This is a genomic window from Streptomyces sp. T028, from assembly GCF_048159505.1.
In the GTDB taxonomy this organism is placed as follows: Bacteria; Actinomycetota; Actinomycetes; order Streptomycetales; family Streptomycetaceae; genus Streptomyces.
Window position 1 is genome coordinate 32,950 of the sequence record NZ_JBLRVZ010000036.1, and the last position, 18,301, is coordinate 51,250.

An 18,301-nucleotide genomic window follows, 5' to 3' on the forward strand; every position below is an offset into this window, starting at 1 on the left:
GGGCGGGCACGGGAGCAGGTCCCGTGCCCGGCCTGCTTCTACTCGTCCTCGCCGAACATGTTGAGCATGTCCAGCTGGATGTCACCGCCCTCGACCTCGTCCAGCCCGAACAGGCCTCCGCCCAACTGAGCCGGGACGGACTTGCCCCGCCGCTTCTTCTGAGCCGCCGGTGTCGGCGGGGGCTTCTGGGGACCCCCGGCGGGGGTGACCCGAGTGAGCGGGCTCGTGCCGGGAGGGTGACGCGGGCCCTCGGCGGGGGGCGGGGTGAGGGAGGGGTGCGTGAACGAGCGGCCCTCCGCCATCGCCTCGTAGACCCTGACGATCTCCTTCTTCGTCTCCTCGAACAGTTCCGGCTGCTTGTTCCTGAACGCCCGGAAGCTGTCCAGGACGAGGTCCACGTCCGCGCGCTCGATCCCGTACAGGTGGAAGTACGCGGCGTCCAGCTCGGCGCGCATCAGGAATCGGCGCTCGTTGTCCCAGACGAAGGGCGGGCCGTCGTCGCCGAGGTATTTGGCCCAGGGGGCCATCTCATAAGAGGTGTAGGTGAGTTCGAGCACTCGGGGGCGGATCCAGTCGGCGAGGGGGGTGTCCTGGGTCCAGGGGGCGGAGAGGTCGTAGGCGGTTGGGGGTAGAACGGGGAGCTGCTCGAAAAGGAAGTAGGCCAGTGACGCCCCTGCGTACTTCTGGCGAGCGGCGAAGTCCAAAACGAAGGAGCTCAGATTGGCCAGGAGTAGTTCTGCCCCCTGCTGCAAAAGGATCAGAGGGAACTTGTGCCCAACAGCTGTTCTGGGCGTCACCGACGCGATAACCGTGCGCTCATCAACCGCTCGGCAGACGTCCCTCCAGCCCATCAGCCACCCGTGGGACCAGACCTGGCCCAGCTTGCGCCTGTCCTCGACGAGCCTGTCCTCGACCTCACACTCATCGACCCAGTGGCGCGGCAAGGGCAGTGCCAGGGGATCCCGGTGGGCCGCGATCTCCAACCGCGGCAGTGTGTTCATGCGGAGCTGAGCCTCAGTGGCTCCTTCGAACGTGCTGAATCGACTGTCGTAATGGTGCAGGAACTTTCCCTCGTACAGCGGCAGATAGCGCGCGTCGCCTTTCACAATGACCGTGCCCTCGCGGGTTCCGCCCTGGGCGAGAAGCGCCTCGGCCGAGCGGAACCGCTTGGAGGCCGTGGCCATATCGAACATTCGCAGGAAGGGGCCGTTTCCAAGCTTCCAAGGATCCCTCGGACCGCCACTGACATGCCGCCGCAGCAGGGGCACGCGTTTGTGCAGCCACTCCAGCACCCTCAGGTGTTCCGGGCTCTCACAAACCGGCACTGTCCCCGTGTTGGGGTTAATCCGTGCGATCCCCTCCGCATCCAGAGTGAAGGCACGCGCATCCACCTGATCCGGTCGCCGCGCACGGAATGCGAGCCGCACCTCGCTCGTCTCGCCCGCCCGATCACGCCCAGCCACGGTGAACAGGCAGTACCGATACGAATGATGAACCGCCGGAAACAGCTTCTCCTCGTTCTCGAAGTCCAGCACGGCCACCATCTGCCGCTGCTCCACCAGATCCGAGAAGAACCCCGCCGTCGTCTTGTCCGTGGCGATCCCGGTGGGCAGAACCAGCCCCGCCATCCCCTCCGGCCCGATCAACTGCCGTGCCTTCTCCGCGAAGACCGCGTACGTGTTGACGTCCCCGAAGCCGGTCTTCGGGAACAGGCCCGACTTCCGGTACATCGTGACCTGGCCCTTGGACTCCCGCTGGTCGAACTGGTACTCCGCGTACAGTCGCCGGTCGCCCTCGTTGGGCCGGCCCTCCTCGTCCACGCTCGTGGCGAGGGCCTCGATCATGCGGTCGCGAATGCTCGCGGTGTCGGCCGCCGCGATCTCCTCGTCCCGGGCCGCGAACCACTCCTTCTTCTGGATCTTGACCCGCTCCCACGGCGGGTTGCCGAGGACCGCGTCGAAGCCGCCCTGCCAGCCGGTGTCCGGGTTGGCGTCCTTGTCCTCGGGGTTCTCGACGCGGAAGACGCGCGGGAACTCCAGGTGCCAGTGGAAGAACTGGTTCCGGCGGACGATGTCCTTCAGCATCAGCTCGGCCGCCTCCTCCTCCAGCGGCTTGTCGTCCTTGTCTTCCTCAACCTCCCGCAGGACGTTGGTCGTGATCGCCGTCGGCGCGCCCTTGTGCTTGGGCCACAGGAAGGACGCGCACCAGACGTCCGCGACACGCTTCATGTGCCGCAGCTCCGGCCGGCTCTCGAACTCCTTGTGCGCACGGGCGTGCTGCCGCACCTCGGCCAGGCTGTGGTCCCTTATGCGCGCGAGCTCCTCCGCCGCGACCCGTACGGTCGCCGTGCTCGTGCGCACGACGGGCTCGTCGAGCGGCAGCTGCGACTCGCCCTTCTGCTCCCTGTCGTTCTGCTGGCGCAGCTTGGTGACGACGGACTGTTCGTCGCCCTCCAGCTTCTCGAAGGCGCCGTCCGGGATGCCCTTCTCCAGGGCCGCCGGGGTCGCCCCCAGCACGGCGTTTCCGGTCTTCACGCGGTCGTCGAGGTAGGCGAGCGGCTCGCCCGGGGTCAGAGACTCCAGCCACAGCGACACCTTGGCCAGTTCGGCGGCGAGCGGATTGAGGTCGACGCCGTGCACGCAGTGCCGTACGACCTTGGCCATCGCCTCTCGGACGAGTTCCGGGGCGGGCTGGCTCTCGCCGTGCGTCATCTGGGCGTACCGAAGCGCGATGCGCCGTGCCGCCGCGACCAGGACGTGGCCCGAGCCACAGGAGGGGTCGACGAAGTTGATCCGGAGCAGGTGATCCGGGATCCCCGAGGCTTCATGCCGCTTTATGACCGGGTCGAGGGCGTTGTCGAGGAGCTTTTCGATGAGGGACGACGGGGTGTAGTACGAGCCCGTCAGCTTGCGCTTGTTGCCCGCCACGAGGTCCTTGAGTTCGAAGACCTCGCTGTCCGGGCGGCGCGCCGGGACGAGTTCGAGCAGGGACTCGTAGACGCTGCCCAGTTCCTCGGCACCGAGGTGGCGGTAGTCGACGCGGGTGACGCGGCCCTTGTCCGTGACGCGGGAGAGCAGGCGTACGGCCTCCAGCAGGCGCTCGTTCGGCAGCTTCGCCGCGCGCAGGGGCTCGACTCCGCCCGGCAGACGGGTCGGCCGGGTCTCCTCGTCGGTCTCGCCCGGCTCCGGGAGGTAGTAGAGACCGCCCAGCCCGGGGAGGGCCAGCGCGGGCTCGCCGCCGTCCCGTCCCAGCGCGTTCAGGACCCGTACCAGGCCCTGCCACAGGTCCGTGTGGTGGTCGCCCTTGCGGCGGGCGGCGATGCGGCGCAGACGGGCGGTGGAGAAGTAGAGGCTGTAGCGGTCGCGGGCCGCCTGGTTCGCCTTCACCTCGGCCTTCTTGGCCCGCAGCTTGGGGCGGGTGAGGAGGGCGTCGCGGTCCTCTGCCACGAAGAGGAAGATCAACTGGTAGGCGAGGCGCAGCAGTTCGTGGTGGAAGTCGTCCAAGGCGCGGCGCCCGCCGGTGGTGATGGCGTCGGCCAGGGGCGGGTTGTTCTGGAGGAAGCCCGTGCCGAGGATGGACAGGGCCTGGGCGACCTGGTCGCGCAGGAGGTTGCGGGAGCGGATGCCGGTCTCGACGGCGTAGTCCCGCCACCACTCCAGGCGGCAGTCGGCGGGCGTGAGCGGCAGCTCGTCGAGGACCGCGAGGTCACTCTCCTCGTCGGTGTCCTCCTCGTCCTCCTCGGCCGCCGCCGCGCCCCTGCGCCTTTTCTCCGGCTTGGGAACCAGTTCCAGGCGCGTGGCATGCAGCAGCGCGTACATCAGGAGGAAGTCGGAGAAGTCGCCGCCGCCGAAGATCGCCTCCAGGTCGAACTCGACGTACGCGGAGCCGACGAGCGCGGTGGAGTCGCGCAGCAGGCGCAGGACTCGGCCGTTGGAGAGGATGCCCCAGAGGTGGTCCGGGGAGGCGTTCAGCAGCTCCTGCATCATCGACTGGGGGGCGCGTGAGCTGCCCGCCGACCAGCCGTCGAGGCGGGTGGTCCAGCCGAGGAGGTGGACCGGGACGTGTTCCTGCCACTGGTGGCTGACCTGGTAGGGGTCGCGGCCGGAGAGCCTGATGCCGCGGCGGCGGGGGGCGAGGCGGCCGTAGCCGAGTTCCTCCAGGAGCGTGAGAAGCCAGACACGGGTCGCCTTCGTCGGATCCACCTGGCCGTCAAGTTCCGCCAGTTCCTCCTGGAGGGAGGTGTAGGCGGCGCGCAGGGCGGTCCACTTGCGGCTGGCGGCGTCCTCGATGCGTACGCCGCGGCCGAGGCCGTAGTCGGTGGGGGCGCTGCCGGGCAGTTCGGGGTCGCCGGCCCGGATCTTGGCGAGGAGGTCGGCGGAGAGCAGCCCGCCCTCCACCCGGACGGCGGCGGAGGCGGGGAGGCGGTCGGGGGCGAGGGCGGTCACCGGTCTCCTCCGGGAACGGGCTGCTGTGCGGCGGGGGCCGCGAGGTACACGTACACGCCGAGCAGGTCCGGGTCGCCGGACGGTTCGACGTCGATGCGGCGTACGGCCGCGGCGCCGCGCTCACGGCCACGCTGGCCCGCGGCCTCGCGGACTCGCTGATGGGCGTCGCGCAGCCGGTCGGCGAGAAGCCGTCCGCGCTCGGTCAGGTGCGCCTCCACCTCTTCGTCCCTCAGTTCCGCCGCCGCCCGTGCCGCCTGCTGGTCGCGCAGGGCGGGCAGGGTGTTGAGGTCGGGGGTGGCGGTGAGCAGGGCGGCGGTCTCCTCGTCGGACAGCCAGGTGCGGTGGCCGTCGTCGGCGGTGCGCCAGGCGAGGACCTGGGCGTCGTCGGCGACGAGGACGCGCCGATCGTCGGCGGACGTCCGGCCGGGCAGGGTGAGGCGGAAGCGATAGCGGGCGAGCACCAGCACGGTACGGCGGTCCACGGCCGCGGTGCGGATCACGCCCAGGCGCCGGGCGGGGCGCTCCTCCTTCGGTAGGTCGGTGTCGACGGCCGCGTCGAGGAGGTAGCGGGCCAGGGCGCGTACGGCGGGGTCCGTGCGGGACAGGGCGTGTTCCCCGCGGGCGACCGGGAGGTCCTCGCGGAAGACGAGGTCGCGGGCAGCCGACTTGGCCCGGCCCTTGGCCTTCGCCTTGGGCGCGGCGCCGGGGGCCGTGCTCTGGTCGGTGTCCTCGTAGAAGCCGAGGGCGTGCTTGAGGCCGGTGGGCAGCGGGTCGACGGGGGCCTTGAAGCCCCGGTCGCGGGCGTCACCGGTCGGCTGGGCGCCAAGCTGGGCGAGGGCCTCACGGGTGAACACGGCGATGTCGCCGGGGTCCCCCAACGCCTGCCGCAGCGCGTCCAGTTCGGCCTCCACCTCCTCGGGACGCAGCCCGGAGTGCGCGAACTTCGTCAGCACCTTGGACTCCCGCTCGGCGGCCGACTCCCACTCCTTGTGCAGGGCCTCGCGGGCCCGGCCGAAGTCGGGGTCGTCCTCGAAGTCGAGAGTGAGCTGTCCCTCGGGCTGCCGGCCGCGCAACAGCAGGGCGCTGGCCAGGGCTTCGAGGACGCCGCGGCCCTGGTCGGGGACTAGGACGGCCACGCCGGTCTGGTCGGCGATGTCCTTGTGCTTCTGGATGAGCACCTTCAGGACGAGGCCGTCGATGCCGGTGTCTGTGTCGTAGACGGTGATCTCGCGGACGCGGCGGCGCGGCTGGCCGAACCGGTCCACGCGACCCGCGCGCTGGAGATGGCGGGTCGGGTTCCAGGACAGGTCGTAGTGGATGACGGCGCCGAAGTGTTCCTGGAGGTTGACGCCCTCGGAGAGACAGTCCGTGGCGACCAGGACGTGTCGGCCGCGCCGGGCGGTCAGTTCGTCGACCCGGGCCTGACGGGCGTCGGGGTGGAGGGTGCCGGTGACCGCCTCGACGCTCGCGCTGCGACCCAGTTCCTCCTTGAGGTGTTGGGCGACGTACTCGGCGGTCGGGATGTAGTGGCAGAAGACGATCGGGTCGTAGCCGTCGACGAGCTGCCGTTTGACCCGGTCGACGAGAATGCGGAGTTTGGCGTCCTTTTCGAGTCCCGCGAGGGTGTCCGCGCGCGCGGCGAACTCGGTGAGGATCTCGACCTCGCTCCTGCGGTCCGGGCCCGGCGCCCCGGACGCGGTGGACTCGTCCCCGGGGAGGGCGCCGGGCACCAGGTCCATGCCCTCGGCGGTCTCGTCGTCGGTCAGCTCGAACGCGGCGGCAGCGCCCAGTTTGGCGGCCTCGGCGGCGGTACGGGTGGCGGCGATCATGGAGCGGGTGCGCAGGGTCGCCGCCGCCGCGGCGGGCGAGGACAGGACGCAGCGCAGCAGGGTGAGCGCCGTCCACCAGGACATCTGCTGGTGGTGCTCCCCGCCGGGGCCGCGCACCTGCCGGCGGGTGTAGGCGAGGACGTCGGCGACGAGACGGGCGTACTCGGTGTCGAGCCGGTAGAGGGCGTCCTGGGTGTCCCGGTCCTCGGGGAAGGGCGTCTCCTGGCCGACGTACCGCTTGATGTCGTGGCGGCGGCGCTGCACGAAGTGGCGGGCGAGTTTGTCGCGGTCGGCGGAGCGGGTGGTGTCGAGGGTCCGCAGGGACGGGTCGAGCAGGCCTGTCAGCTTGGCGAACGCCTGCGGGTCACCGCTGTGCGGAGTGGCGGTGACGAGGATGAGGTGGCGGTCTCGGTCGGTGCGGTCGGCGAGCGCGGACAGCAGTTCGTACCGTTTCTGCTGTTCGTTGCCGCCGGTGCCGACGCAGCTGTGGGCCTCGTCGACGATGAGGATGTCGGGGCAGTGGTGGCGGAAGGCGTCGCGGCGTTCGTCCTGCTTGATGAAGTCGGTGGAGACGACCGTGACCTTGTAGTGGTCGAAGATCGACAGGTTGGGGTCGTCGATCGCCTTCTGCAGCCGCGCGGCCGTGGACGGCAGGACCAGCTCCGGTTCCATCCCGAACTTGTCGCGCAGCTCGCGCTGCCACTGCTCGGCCAGCGAGGGAGAACACAGCACGGCCATGTTGCGGGCGGAGCCCTGCTCCATGAGCTCCCTGGCGATCAGGGCCGACTCGACGGTCTTGCCGATCCCGACGTCGTCGCCGATCAGCAGGCGCACGGGATCCATGCGCAGCGCCATCATCAGCGGCACCAGCTGGTACTGGCGGGGTTCGACGGCGACCGAGTTCAGGGAGCGGAAGGGGCCCGCGCCCGCCGTCGAGGCGATGCGCAGGGCGGTGCGCAGCAACGACGCGGAGGCGAAGTCCCCGGCCTCGCCGGACAGGGCCTTCGGCCGGCCGAAGCCCGGCTCGCCGACCTCGTCGGGGAAGAGAGCCGCCACGAACTCCCGGTCGCCGTCCAGCGGTTGGGCGAGCACCAGCTCCTCGGTGCTGCCTGGCAGCACGACCCAGTCGCGGTCCCGGGCGCGTACGAGGGTGCCGGGCGCCCGGTCTGCCGCGGTGCTCATCGGTCGCCTCCCCTGTGGTCGCGGCCGATGCCGAAGACGTCGGGGTATGCGCGCACGGTGTCCTTCCAGTCGGGTTCGGCGCCGGCCCTGATCACCAGCCAGCCCTCGTCCATCATGCGGTACTCGTCCTGTTCGCCGAGGTGGCGGGCCCCCTCGTGCTCCAGGAACACGGCGACGTCGGCGCCGGGGAGGTGGTAGACGATGTCGGCGATCTCGCCGACGGTCTCGTCGGGGAGACGGTGGCCGCCGTCCTCGAGGAGCCGTACGAACGCCTCGACCGGCGTGTCCGGCGTGGACGGGCGTTGGGGTTCCCGCAGGCGCATGGGGGCCGACGCCCGTCCACGTCGGGAGTCGTCGCGGGTGCAGGACCGCGCCAGGGCGACCAGCCAGGGGGCGGCGGTGTGCCGGTCGATACGCCGGTGGAAGCCTTGATTGGAGTACGACAACAGGCAGTCGTAGCACCCCAGTTCACAGCGCTCGGACGCGCCCTCCGCGCGGTCGAGGTCCTTGCCGTCCTCGTCGTAATGGATGATCCGCAGGGCTTCCCTCGCCACCAGCGCGAGGGCGTCATCGTCGTCGTACAGGCGCCGCAGCACGCCCGCGCCGCCCTCCGCGCTCTCCACGAACAGGGTCCGGCCGCGTCGCTCGGCGTCCGGCAGGTCCTCGCTCTCCAGCTCGGAGTCCTCCAGCTGGAAGTGGGCCTCGATCCCGCGTTCCAGCGCGTAGCGCAGGGAGACGGCGGTGACGTCGTCCACCGGCTCGGCCAGCCGGAACACGGCGATGTTCTTCGTGTCCTGCGCGTAGGGGATGACCTGGAGGGTGCGCTGGGCCCGGTCGAAGGTCGCGAGGGCCTCCTCCTCGGCCGACTCCTCCTGCGTCCGGCGGGCCGCCTTGCTCTCCGACAGCCAGCGGCCGGTGACCGGGTCCAGCCAGAAGCCCTGTCCCGAGCGGTCCTTGGCCTCGCGCTTGCGGTAGCCGAGGTTGAGGACGCGGACGGTCGCGGAGTCGCCATAGGCCACCTCGGCGAGGAGGGTGCCGTCGACGCCGCGTACCTGGGCCTCGTAGGCGCCGCCGGGCGCGTACCGGTAGACGGTCCGCAGGTGAAAGCCCCGCTTCAGGCGCTCCTCCTCGTCGGAGGAGATCCGGCGGCGCGGCTCCGCGTGCACCTGGGTGAGCTGCATCAGCTTGGGCAGGGTGCGGTGGAGCGGGACGTCACAGTTCTCGCAGCGGTCGGCGCCCTCGACGCGGTCGTGCCAGTAGCCGCACGCCTCGCACAGCCTGATGTCGCTGGTCGCCACCTGCCCGGGCCGGTCGCCCATCGGGACCGTCACCCGGTCGATGGTGTAGCGGTTGCCCTCGTGGTAGATCAGCGCGCCGGGCCCGAACTCACCGATCGCGATGAAGCGGGGCCGCTGGATGTAGGCGCCGTTGCGCTGGCCGTACATCCCGGCGGACCGCTCCCCGGGGACGTACGCGGCCAGTGGCAGCCGGGGGAACGAGTAGCCGGGCAGGAAGCCCTCGGAGGCGAAGTAGCGATAGGTGTAGAAGTCGCTGTACGACTCGCTGTCGGCCTCGTTGCGCAGGAGCCTCAGCTGGTTCTCGGCCTCGGCCCGCCGGCCGGCCGCGATGTCGCGGTCCCTGCGGCTGAGGGAGAGGTCGTTGGCCCGGCGGTGCTGCTGTTCGACCTCGGTGCGGGCCGTGCGGTACAGCCGGCGCCAGCGCTCGCACCCGGCGTCCAGGCTGCCCAGCGCCTGGCGGACCGTGCGCTCCACCCAGCCCTCGTACCACCAGGAGGACTTCGAGAGCTCGTCGCCGAGCGGGGTTAGGACCTCGGTGGCCCGGCTGATCGCCCGGAGTCGCCCCGTCTCGCTGTCCAGGTCGGCCCTCACCTGTGGCAGCAGGGCCAGCGGCCACCGCCCGTCCCCATCGGCGGTCTCCGCGTCCAGCACGTCTGTGAGACGGCTGCCGAGGTGCACGCCCGTCTCGGCGAGCCAGACGGCGTGGACGTGGGAACGGATCAGCTCCTCGTTGGCGAGGTCGAGGCGGGGCGGGGTGACGCTGCCGGAGACCATGAGGCCGGGGCGGCGGAAGTAGTACTGGTCGTGCGGGGAACCCGTGGAGCAGTACGTGGTGACGAGCGCGGGCTGCCCACTGCGGCCCGCGCGCCCGGAACGCTGCGCGTAGTTGGCCGGGGTGGGCGGGACGTTGCGCATGCCGACGGCGTTGAGCTCGGCGATGTCGACACCGAGCTCCATCGTCGGGGAGCAGTAGAGGATCTCCAGGTCGCCCTCACGGAACGCGTCCTCGCGGAGGCGGCGGATGGTGGAGTCGACCTGTGCGGTGTGCTCGTGGGCCCGGATGCCGGTGAGCCCGGCGGCTCCGGCGCGGTAGAGGTCGCGGAAGTACGGGTTGACGCGGACGTCGGCGTCCGCGTCGGTCACCTTGCGCACGGGGTCGGGCTCGGGACGTGTGCCGTCGCCGGGGAACCAGCGCAGGGCGGAAGCGCGCAGCTGATGGCCGTAGGAGCCGTCGCGCTCCTCCTGGACGACGGCCAGCAGTCCGCACTCGCGCAGTACGCGCATCAGGTCGCGGATGACCGCGTCGGCGTCGGCGACCGGGATGCGCCTGCCCGCCTGGCCGGGCAGCGAGGAGAACTGGCCGATGCGTCGCAGGTAGCGGCCGTAACCGCCCAGACCGCTGAGATGCACCGCGTCGGCCGCCGTACCGGTCCTGCCGGGCCCCGCGTACGCCATGCGGGCCCGGACGCGTGGTTCGCGTGCTGAGAGGGCCCACGGCGCCACGAGGTGTGTTTCGCTGACGCTGCCGAGCCGGTCGAAGCCCTCCTGGGTGAGGCACTCCACCTCGACAGCCAGCGCGCGGCGCAGCTCGTCGAGGAGGTTGCGGGCCAGCTGCTCGCGGTGGTCGGCCGTGTCACCGGTGAGCAGAGGGTGGCACCCCTCCCAGCACTCGTCGGTCGCGGCGATCTCCGCGAGGTCGGTGTAGTCGAAACGCAGCAGACCGGTCTGGGAGAGGTTGGGCATGGTGACGCGCCAGCCGCGCTCCAGGTCGGCGTAGACGCGGTACGCGAGCACTTCACGCAGTGCCGACTGGGCGAGGTCGCGCTGGTGGAACCTGGCGGTCGGCACTTTGGCGTAGGTGTCCAGGGGCAGGGCGAGGGCGTCGAACACGGCCTGCGGGAGCCGGTCGTAGGTCAGCCCCGGCTCCCCCGCCGTCTCGAGGGCCCGGTACAGGGCGCCGCGTACCTGGCTGACGAGGGCGAAGTCGTTGAAGTGGCCGGCCTGGAGACTGGCGTCCTGACGGTTGTCGACGAAGGTGAGGAGCTTGCGCGCCCGCTTCCTCAGTTCCGGCTGCTCCCGCAGGGAGCGCACCACACGGGAGCTGATGAGCGAGACCGCGGAACTGCGGCCCTCCGCGGAGAAGGTGCCCAGCTTGGCGAGGTCCTTGAGGCGCAGCTGCTCGTACGAGGTGCGGCAGTGCAGGCAGAAGCGGAACGGGGCGGCGATCCACCAGGCGCGCAGGCCCGTGCCCGGCTCGGCGGCGCGGCCGTCGGGGCCGATCCACACCTCCTGGGGGAGATCTCCCGAGCGTGCCTTCACGACCGAGGACCGTCCGTCGTCGTCCGTCTCGACCCAGCTGGCCGGAAGCCGCCGGAACACCGCCTCCTGGTCGTGCTCCTCGGGCCAGGGCCGGTCGTCGCTCACGTACAGGAAGCCGTCGCCGTCGGCCGCCGGCGCGTCCGGATCCTCGCGCGCCTCGAAGAGCGCCCCCTCGTGCTCGGTGGGGCGGGTGACCACCAGGTACTCCTTGCCGCAGTCCCGGCAGAAGTGCAGGGGCACGAGCGGCTTGTCCCGGTGGTCGGGGACCCGGGTCTGGTACTGGCTGGTCAGGTGGCGGTGACCGGGCGGCTCGAAGCTGACGTACACCGTGTCGCCCTTGGACAGGAACTGGTGCAGCCGGAAGGCGAACAGCGGCCTGCCGAGCTGCGGGTGCCGGGCCTTGGCTCCGGCCTTCAGCACCGCCTCGATGGCCCGGCGGCAGTCCTCGGCGGGCTTCCCGCTCGCGTCGGCGAGCAGCCCGGCGGCCTGCGGAATCGTGAGCGGGGGACGGCGTACGAGGCGCCCGCCGGGTTCCTCAACGGCGAGTCCGACGGTGTCCTCGACCCAGACGGCAAGAGGGTCGTTGCTGAGAGCTTTGTACCCGGTGGGCAGCTCGTCGGGGTCGGCTGCCGCACGGCGTACGGCGTCGGCGAGAGGGGCTCGGGGATGGACGCCGGGTAGGACGTCGGTGCCCGGGTCGGTCGAGCGCTCCAGCGTCTCGCCGATGACACGGTCCGGGCGGATCTCCGTACCGAACAGGCGTGTGGCGACCTTCGCGATCTCCTCGCGGGCCTCGGCGAAGGTGACGCTGGTGGCCATCGTCGCCGACGTCCCGACGCACTGGAGGTTCGGCGCCTCACAGGCGTCCCGCAGCCGTCGTACGAGGAGTGCCACATCGGCACCCTGGCGGCCCCGGTAGGTGTGCAGCTCGTCGAGAGCGAGGAACCGGAGGCCCCGGGCGGCCCCGATCAGCTCCCGCCGCTCGTCGGGGCGGGTGAGCAGGTACTCCAGCATCACGTAGTTGGTGAGCAGGATGTCCGGCTTGTTCCGCAGGACCTGGAGCTTCTGCTCGGAGTCCTCCTGGCCGGTGTACCGGGCGAAGGTCACCTTGCGACGGTCCTCGGGGACACCCCAGGTGAGGTACTTCTTCAGCTCGTGGAGCTGGCTGTTGGCCAGCGCGTTCATGGGATAGACGACGATCGCCGAGATCCCGTCGGGATTGGGGTCGCGCAGCACCTGGTGGACGATCGGCACGATGTAGGTGAGGCTCTTGCCGGAGCCGGTGCCCGTGGTCACGACGTACGAGTCACCACGGTCGGCGGCCACGATGGCCTCCCGCTGGTGCTGGTGGAGGGAGAGGGTCCGGCTGCCGGGGTCGTTCTCGTGCTCCTTGTGCCGGAAGTACTCCCGGCACGTCGAGTGCAGCAGGCCGTCGTCGCACATCGCGGCAACGGTTCCGCCGCTGCGGAAGGTGGGGTTCAGGGCGAGTTTGGGGTCGGGCCAGCGGGTCCGGCGCCGCCGTTCGTCGTCCAGGTGGCGTTCGATGTCCGGGTCCCGCACCGCGACGAGTGAGCTCGTGAACGCCTCGTACTCGGCGATGAGGTCGTGATGGACACCGAAAACGTCCATGGATCGACAGGGCCCCCTCGAACTTCGTGAATCCGCTCTGTCACGCTGTGTCCGCGAGCCGACGCCCATGGGGAAGCACACCACGCAACTGATCCACCCTACTGTCCCGCACGACCGGTGCCGACAGGGCGTTCACATATCACCGGGCGCGCTGCCGGAAACGTATGGTCCGCATACCGGTCTCCGCGACATGATCGGAGCGACCACCGGTCACTGCCATGCCAACAGGAAGAGACGCAGGTGCCTCATACCATCGATGAAAGCTTCACGGCCCTACCCCTACGCGCCCTCGCCGACGCCGCTCTCGCACGCGCGCGTGCGCTCGGGGCCGAGCATGCCGACTTCCGGTTCGAGCGGGTGCGCAGTGCGTCGTGGCGGCTGCGGGACGCCAAGCCGTCCGGGTCGTCGGACACGACCGACCTGGGGTACGCGGTGCGGGTGGTGCACGGCGGGACGTGGGGGTTCGCGTCCGGCGTGGATCTGACGATGGACGCGGCCGCCCGGGTCGCTTCGCAGGCCGTGGCGATGGCCAAGCTGTCCGCGCAGGTCATCAAGGCCGCGGGGGCCGACGAGCGGGTTGAGCTGGCCGACGAGCCCGTGCACGCCGACCGGACGTGGATCTCGTCGTACGAGATCGATCCGTTCACCGTGCCCGACGAGGAGAAGACCGCGCTGCTGGCCGAGTGGAGCCACCGGCTGCTGGCGGGCGCCGGGGTCAATCATGTCGACGCCTCGCTGCTCACCGTTCACGAGAACAAGTTCTACGCCGACACGGCGGGGACGGTGACCACCCAGCAGCGGGTGCGGCTGCATCCGTCGCTGACGGCGGTCTCCGTCGACGAGTCCAGCGGCGAGTTCGACTCGATGCGGACGATCGCGCCGCCCGTCGGCCGGGGCTGGGAGTACCTCACCGGGACCGGCTGGGACTGGGACGACGAACTGGAGCGGATGCCGGAGCTGCTCGCGGAGAAGATGCGGGCGCCCAGCGTGGACGCCGGGCTGTACGACCTGGTCGTCGACCCGTCCAACCTGTGGCTGACCATCCACGAGTCCATCGGGCACGCCACCGAGCTGGACCGCGCGCTCGGCTACGAGGCCGCCTACGCCGGCACCTCCTTCGCCACCTTCGACCAGCTCGGCAAGCTGCGCTACGGCTCAGACCTGATGAACGTCACCGGCGACCGCACCGCCGAGCACGGCCTGGCGACGATCGGGTACGACGACGAGGGCGTCGAGGGCCAGTCCTGGGACCTGGTGAAGAACGGCACCCTCGTCGGCTACCAGCTGGACCGGCGGATCGCGAAGCTGACCGGCCTGGGGCGGTCGAACGGGTGCGCGTATGCCGACTCGCCGGGGCATGTGCCGGTGCAGCGCATGGCCAACGTGTCGCTGCGGCCGGATCCGGCGGGGATGTCGACCGAGGATCTGATCGGGAGTGTCGACCGGGGGATCTATGTGGTCGGGGACCGGTCCTGGTCCATCGACATGCAGCGGTACAACTTCCAGTTCACCGGCCAGCGGTTCTTCAGGATCGAGAACGGGCGGATCACCGGGCAGCTGCGGGACGTGGCCTACCAGGCGACGACCACCGACTTCTGGGGGTCCATGGCGGCGGTCGGCGGTCCGCAGACCTATGTCCTCGGTGGTGCCTTCAACTGTGGCAAGGCCCAGCCGGGGCAGGTCGCGTCCGTGTCGCACGGCTGCCCGTCGGCCCTGTTCAAGGGCGTCAACATTCTGAACACCACGCAGGAGGCCGGTCGATGAGCGCCCGTACCAACAAGCCGCACGAGGTCGTCGAGCGCGCCCTCGGGCTGTCGCGGGCCGACGGGTGCGTGGTGATCGCCGACGAGCAGTCGACGGCGAACCTGCGCTGGGCCGGCAACGCGCTGACGACCAACGGCGTCACGCGCTCGCGTACGCTCACCGTGATCGCGACGGTCGACGGCAAGGAGGGCACCGCCTCCGGGGTCGTCTCGCGGGCCGCCGTGACCGCCGACGAACTGGAGCCGCTGGTGCGGGCCGCCGAGGCCGCCGCGCGCGGTGCGGGGCCCGCCGAGGACGCGCAGCCCCTGGTCACCGGTGATTCGGTGTCCCCCGAGTTCACCGAGGCGCCCGCGGAGACGTCGTCCGCCGTGTTCGCCGACTTCGCGCCCGCGCTGGGCGAGTCCTTCGCACGCGCGCGTGCGGGCGGGCGCGAGCTGTACGGCTTCGCCAACCACGAGCTGGTGTCGACGTACGTGGGCACGTCCACGGGGCTGCGGCTGCGGCACGACCAGCCGAACGGGACCCTGGAGCTCAACGCCAAGTCCCCGGACCGTACGCGCTCGGCCTGGGCGGGACGCTCCACGCGGGACTTCAAGGACGTCGACCCGGCGGCGCTCGACGCCGAGCTCGCCGTACGCCTCGGCTGGGCGAAGCGGCGGATCGAACTGCCCGCCGGGCGGTACGAGACGCTGCTGCCGCCGACCGCGGTCGCGGACCTGCTGATCTACCAGATGTGGTCGGCGTCGGGCCGGGACGCGGCCGAGGGCCGGACGGTGTTCTCCCAGCCCGGCGGCGGCACCCGTCTCGGCGAGCGGCTGACCGAGCTGCCGCTGACCCTGCGCAGCGACCCGCACGAGCCGGGTCTGGAGTCGGCGCCCTTCATGCTCGCCCACTCCTCCGGGGGCGACTCGTCGGTGTTCGACAACGGGCTGCCGCTGACCGCCACCGAGTGGGTCGGCGAGGGCCGGCTGAAGAACCTGATCACCAGCCGGCACAGCGCCACCCTGACCGGGCTGCCCGTCGCCCCCGCGATCGACAACCTGATCCTCGACGGCGGCACGGACCGCTCCCTGGAGGAGATGGTCGCGAGCACCACGCGCGGGCTGCTGCTGACCTGCCTGTGGTACATCCGCGAGGTCGACCCGGCGACCCTGTTGCTGACCGGTCTGACCCGGGACGGCGTGTACCTCGTCGAGGACGGCGAGGTCGTGGGCGAGGTGAACAACTTCCGGTTCAACGAGTCGCCGGTCGATCTGCTGGGCCGGGCCGTGGAGGCCGGGCGCACGGAGAAGACGCTGCCCCGGGAGTGGAGCGACTGGTTCACCAGGGCCGCGATGCCGGCGCTGCGGGTGCCGGATTTCAATATGAGCTCTGTCAGTCAGGGCGTATAACCTCGTACTGACCACGAGCCCACTTTTTCAATTTTCAAGGAGATACGAGAACCGTGACGGACATCGTCGACGAGCTGAAGTGGCGGGGCCTGTTCTCCCTGTCCACCGACGAGGACGCCTTGCGCAAGGCGCTCGCGGACGGTCCCGTCACGTTCTATTGCGGCTTCGACCCGACCGCGCCCTCGTTGCACGTGGGGCACCTGGTGCAGGTGCTCACCGTGCGTCGGCTCCAGCAGGCCGGTCACCGGCCGCTGGCGCTGGTCGGCGGGGCCACGGGCCTGATCGGCGACCCCCGCCCGACGGCTGAGCGCACACTGAACGACCCGGAGACGGTCGCCGGCTGGGTCGGCAAGCTGCGCTCCCAGATCGAACCGTTCCTGTCCTTCGAGGGCGAGAACGCGGCCGTGATGGTCAACAACCTCGACTGGACCGCGGGCCTGTCCGCGATCGAGTTCCTCCGGGACATCGGCAAGCACTTCCGCGTCAACAAGATGCTCACGAAAGACTCCGTGGCCCGGCGCCTGGAGTCCGACCAGGGCATCAGCTACACCGAGTTCAGCTACCAGATCCTCCAGGGCATGGACTTCCTCCAGCTCTTCCGGCGCTACGGCTGCACGCTCCAGCAGGGCGGCAGCGACCAGTGGGGCAACCTCACCGCCGGCCTGGACCTGATCCACAAGCTGGAACCGCACGCGGAGGTCCACGCGCTGGCGACGCCGCTGATGACCAAGGCGGACGGCACCAAGTTCGGCAAGACCGAGGGCGGTGCAGTCTGGCTCGACCCCGAGATGACCACCCCGTACGCGTTCTACCAGTTCTGGCTGAACGTGGACGACCGGGACATCTCCGGCTACCTGCGGATCCTGTCCTTCAAGTCCCGTACGGAGCTGGAGGAGCTGGAGCAGCAGACCCAGGAGCGGCCGCAGGCGCGGGCCGCGCAGCGGGCGCTGGCCGAGGAGCTGACGACGCTGGTGCACGGCGCCGACCAGACGGCCGCCGTGATCGCCGCGAGCCGTGCGCTCTTCGGCCAGGGTGAGCTGGCCGAGCTCGACGAGCGGACGCTGGCGGCGGCGCTGTCCGAGGTGCCGCACATCCAGGTCGCCGAGCTGGGGCCGGTCGTGGACCTGTTCGCGGAGGTCGGGCTGGTGGCCAGCAAGTCGGCTGCGCGGCGGACCGTGAAGGAGGGCGGGGCCTACGTGAACAACGTGAAGGTCACGGCGGAGGACTCCGTCCCGGCCGAGGAAGAGCTGCTGCACGGGCGGTGGCTGGTGCTGCGGCGGGGGAAGAGGAATCTTGCCGCCGTTGAGTTGACGGGAGCGTAGCGCCGTAGGGGTGCGGGTTTCTGCCGGCCGCGGGTTCGTCGTGGTTGATCGCGCAGTTCCCCGCGCCCCTTGAGGCTGCCCCTTTGGGGCGCCTCACTCCATCGGGGCGCCTTCCCGTTCACGCCCGCTGCTTTCTCTTGCCGAGCGTTGCCGTGTACGCCCTGTCTCCCAGGGCTACCACCACGATCGCTGCTCCCAACTGGAAGAGGTGGCGCCACCAGTCGATGCCCGCTGTTTCCTCCACGCCGAAGCCGCGGGCGATCGCGTTGCCGATGATCGCGCCGATGATGCCGAAGATGGTGACCAGCCAGAGGGGGCTGTGCTGCTTGCCCGGGATGATCGCCTTGGCGATCAGTCCCAGTACCAATCCCACGATGATCGCCCACAACCAGCCCATGGCTGCCTCCTCGTACGGCCCGACGTGAGCATTGCCCTCAGTCTGGTTCCGTGGCCCGTACGGCGCATGTCGGGTGCGACCATACGTGCCAAGGCGCACGACGTACGCCCAGGCGGCGGGCGACCCGGTCTCGATGGCGGCGCAGCCGCGGCGTAACGTGGAGTGCCGGGGAGAGTTCGATGTGGGCGGACGGTGGAATGTGATGCGGAAGCATGGTGGCGGCGGGAACGCCCAGGTGTTCCGGATCACCGGCGCCCGGCAGGGGCTCCAGGACGACGTGCGCGGCCGGCAGCGGCGGTACGTGATCTCGATGGCGATCCGTACGGTGTCGGTGATCCTCGCGGCGACCCTCTGGAACGTGGAACGTCATGTCGCGATCGTGGCACTCGTGTTGGGGGCGGTCCTGCCCTATGTCGCGGTGGTGATCGCCAATGCGGGGCGGGAGAACGCGCCGGGGTTGCCCTCCACGTTCGTCACCGCCCGTGTACAGCCCATGATCGCGCCGCCTCGGGCGGACGGCTCGGACGGTTCCGGGACGGAATCGGTTCCGGAGGACCAGGCTGAGCAGCGGCCATGAGGTGCCCGTGCGCCAACCTCAAGAAAAGCTCAGATCAATCATGCTGTTCCGGTGCCGTGCGACGGGTCGGCCGTGACATACTTCGTACGCGCTCCGCATCCCCCGTCGGAGCGACGGACCGACGCCGGGCAGCTCCCCCCGTGGCTGC

The 18,301-nt window shown here is 70.6% G+C and carries 8 protein-coding genes; 4 read left to right on the forward strand and 4 right to left on the reverse strand.

The window, feature by feature from the left end; all coding sequences use genetic code 11:
- Positions 1-38: 38 nt before the first annotated feature.
- Genes ACLZN2_RS32575 through ACLZN2_RS32585 form a run of 3 tightly spaced genes read right to left on the reverse strand, consistent with a single transcriptional unit; the run spans position 39 to position 12,702 of the window.
- The gene (locus ACLZN2_RS32575) at positions 39-4,445 is read right to left on the reverse strand and encodes an Eco57I restriction-modification methylase domain-containing protein (protein WP_416982994.1); all 4,407 of its coding nucleotides are present in this window, start codon (positions 4,443-4,445) and stop codon (positions 39-41) included.
- Entirely contained in the window at positions 4,442-7,456 is a 3,015-nt protein-coding gene (locus ACLZN2_RS32580) for a helicase-related protein (protein ID WP_416982995.1), read from the reverse strand. Before ACLZN2_RS32580 ends, ACLZN2_RS32575 begins: the two co-directional genes overlap by 4 nt.
- Entirely contained in the window at positions 7,453-12,702 is a 5,250-nt protein-coding gene (locus ACLZN2_RS32585) for a DEAD/DEAH box helicase (protein WP_416982996.1), read from the reverse strand. The genes ACLZN2_RS32580 and ACLZN2_RS32585 overlap by 4 nt, the downstream gene beginning before the upstream one ends.
- Positions 12,703-12,942: 240 nt before the next feature.
- On the opposite strand from ACLZN2_RS32585, the gene ACLZN2_RS32590 reads away from it, so the two are divergent.
- The 3 genes from ACLZN2_RS32590 to tyrS are packed head-to-tail and all read left to right on the forward strand — an operon-like array spanning position 12,943 to position 17,179.
- Positions 12,943-14,466, forward strand: a complete 1,524-nt coding sequence (locus tag ACLZN2_RS32590; protein ID WP_416982997.1) for a TldD/PmbA family protein — start codon at positions 12,943-12,945, stop codon at positions 14,464-14,466.
- Complete coding sequence (locus ACLZN2_RS32595) at positions 14,463-15,857, forward strand: metallopeptidase TldD-related protein (RefSeq protein ID WP_416982998.1); 1,395 nt, start codon at positions 14,463-14,465, stop codon at positions 15,855-15,857. The genes ACLZN2_RS32590 and ACLZN2_RS32595 overlap by 4 nt, the downstream gene beginning before the upstream one ends.
- A gap of 53 nt (positions 15,858-15,910) precedes the next feature.
- The gene (gene tyrS / locus ACLZN2_RS32600) at positions 15,911-17,179 is read left to right on the forward strand and encodes a tyrosine--tRNA ligase (protein ID WP_416982999.1); all 1,269 of its coding nucleotides are present in this window, start codon (positions 15,911-15,913) and stop codon (positions 17,177-17,179) included.
- Between the two features lie 118 nt (positions 17,180-17,297).
- Here tyrS and ACLZN2_RS32605 read toward each other — a convergent pair whose 3' ends face one another.
- On the reverse strand, positions 17,298-17,576 hold the full coding sequence (locus ACLZN2_RS32605; protein WP_416983000.1) for a GlsB/YeaQ/YmgE family stress response membrane protein: 279 nt from the start codon (positions 17,574-17,576) through the stop codon (positions 17,298-17,300).
- A 202-nt stretch (positions 17,577-17,778) separates the two neighbouring features.
- On the opposite strand from ACLZN2_RS32605, the gene ACLZN2_RS32610 reads away from it, so the two are divergent.
- Positions 17,779-18,153 (forward strand): DUF3099 domain-containing protein, encoded by a 375-nt coding sequence (locus ACLZN2_RS32610; protein WP_416983001.1) that lies wholly within the window; start codon positions 17,779-17,781, stop codon positions 18,151-18,153.
- The last annotated feature ends 148 nt before the right edge of the window (positions 18,154-18,301 follow it).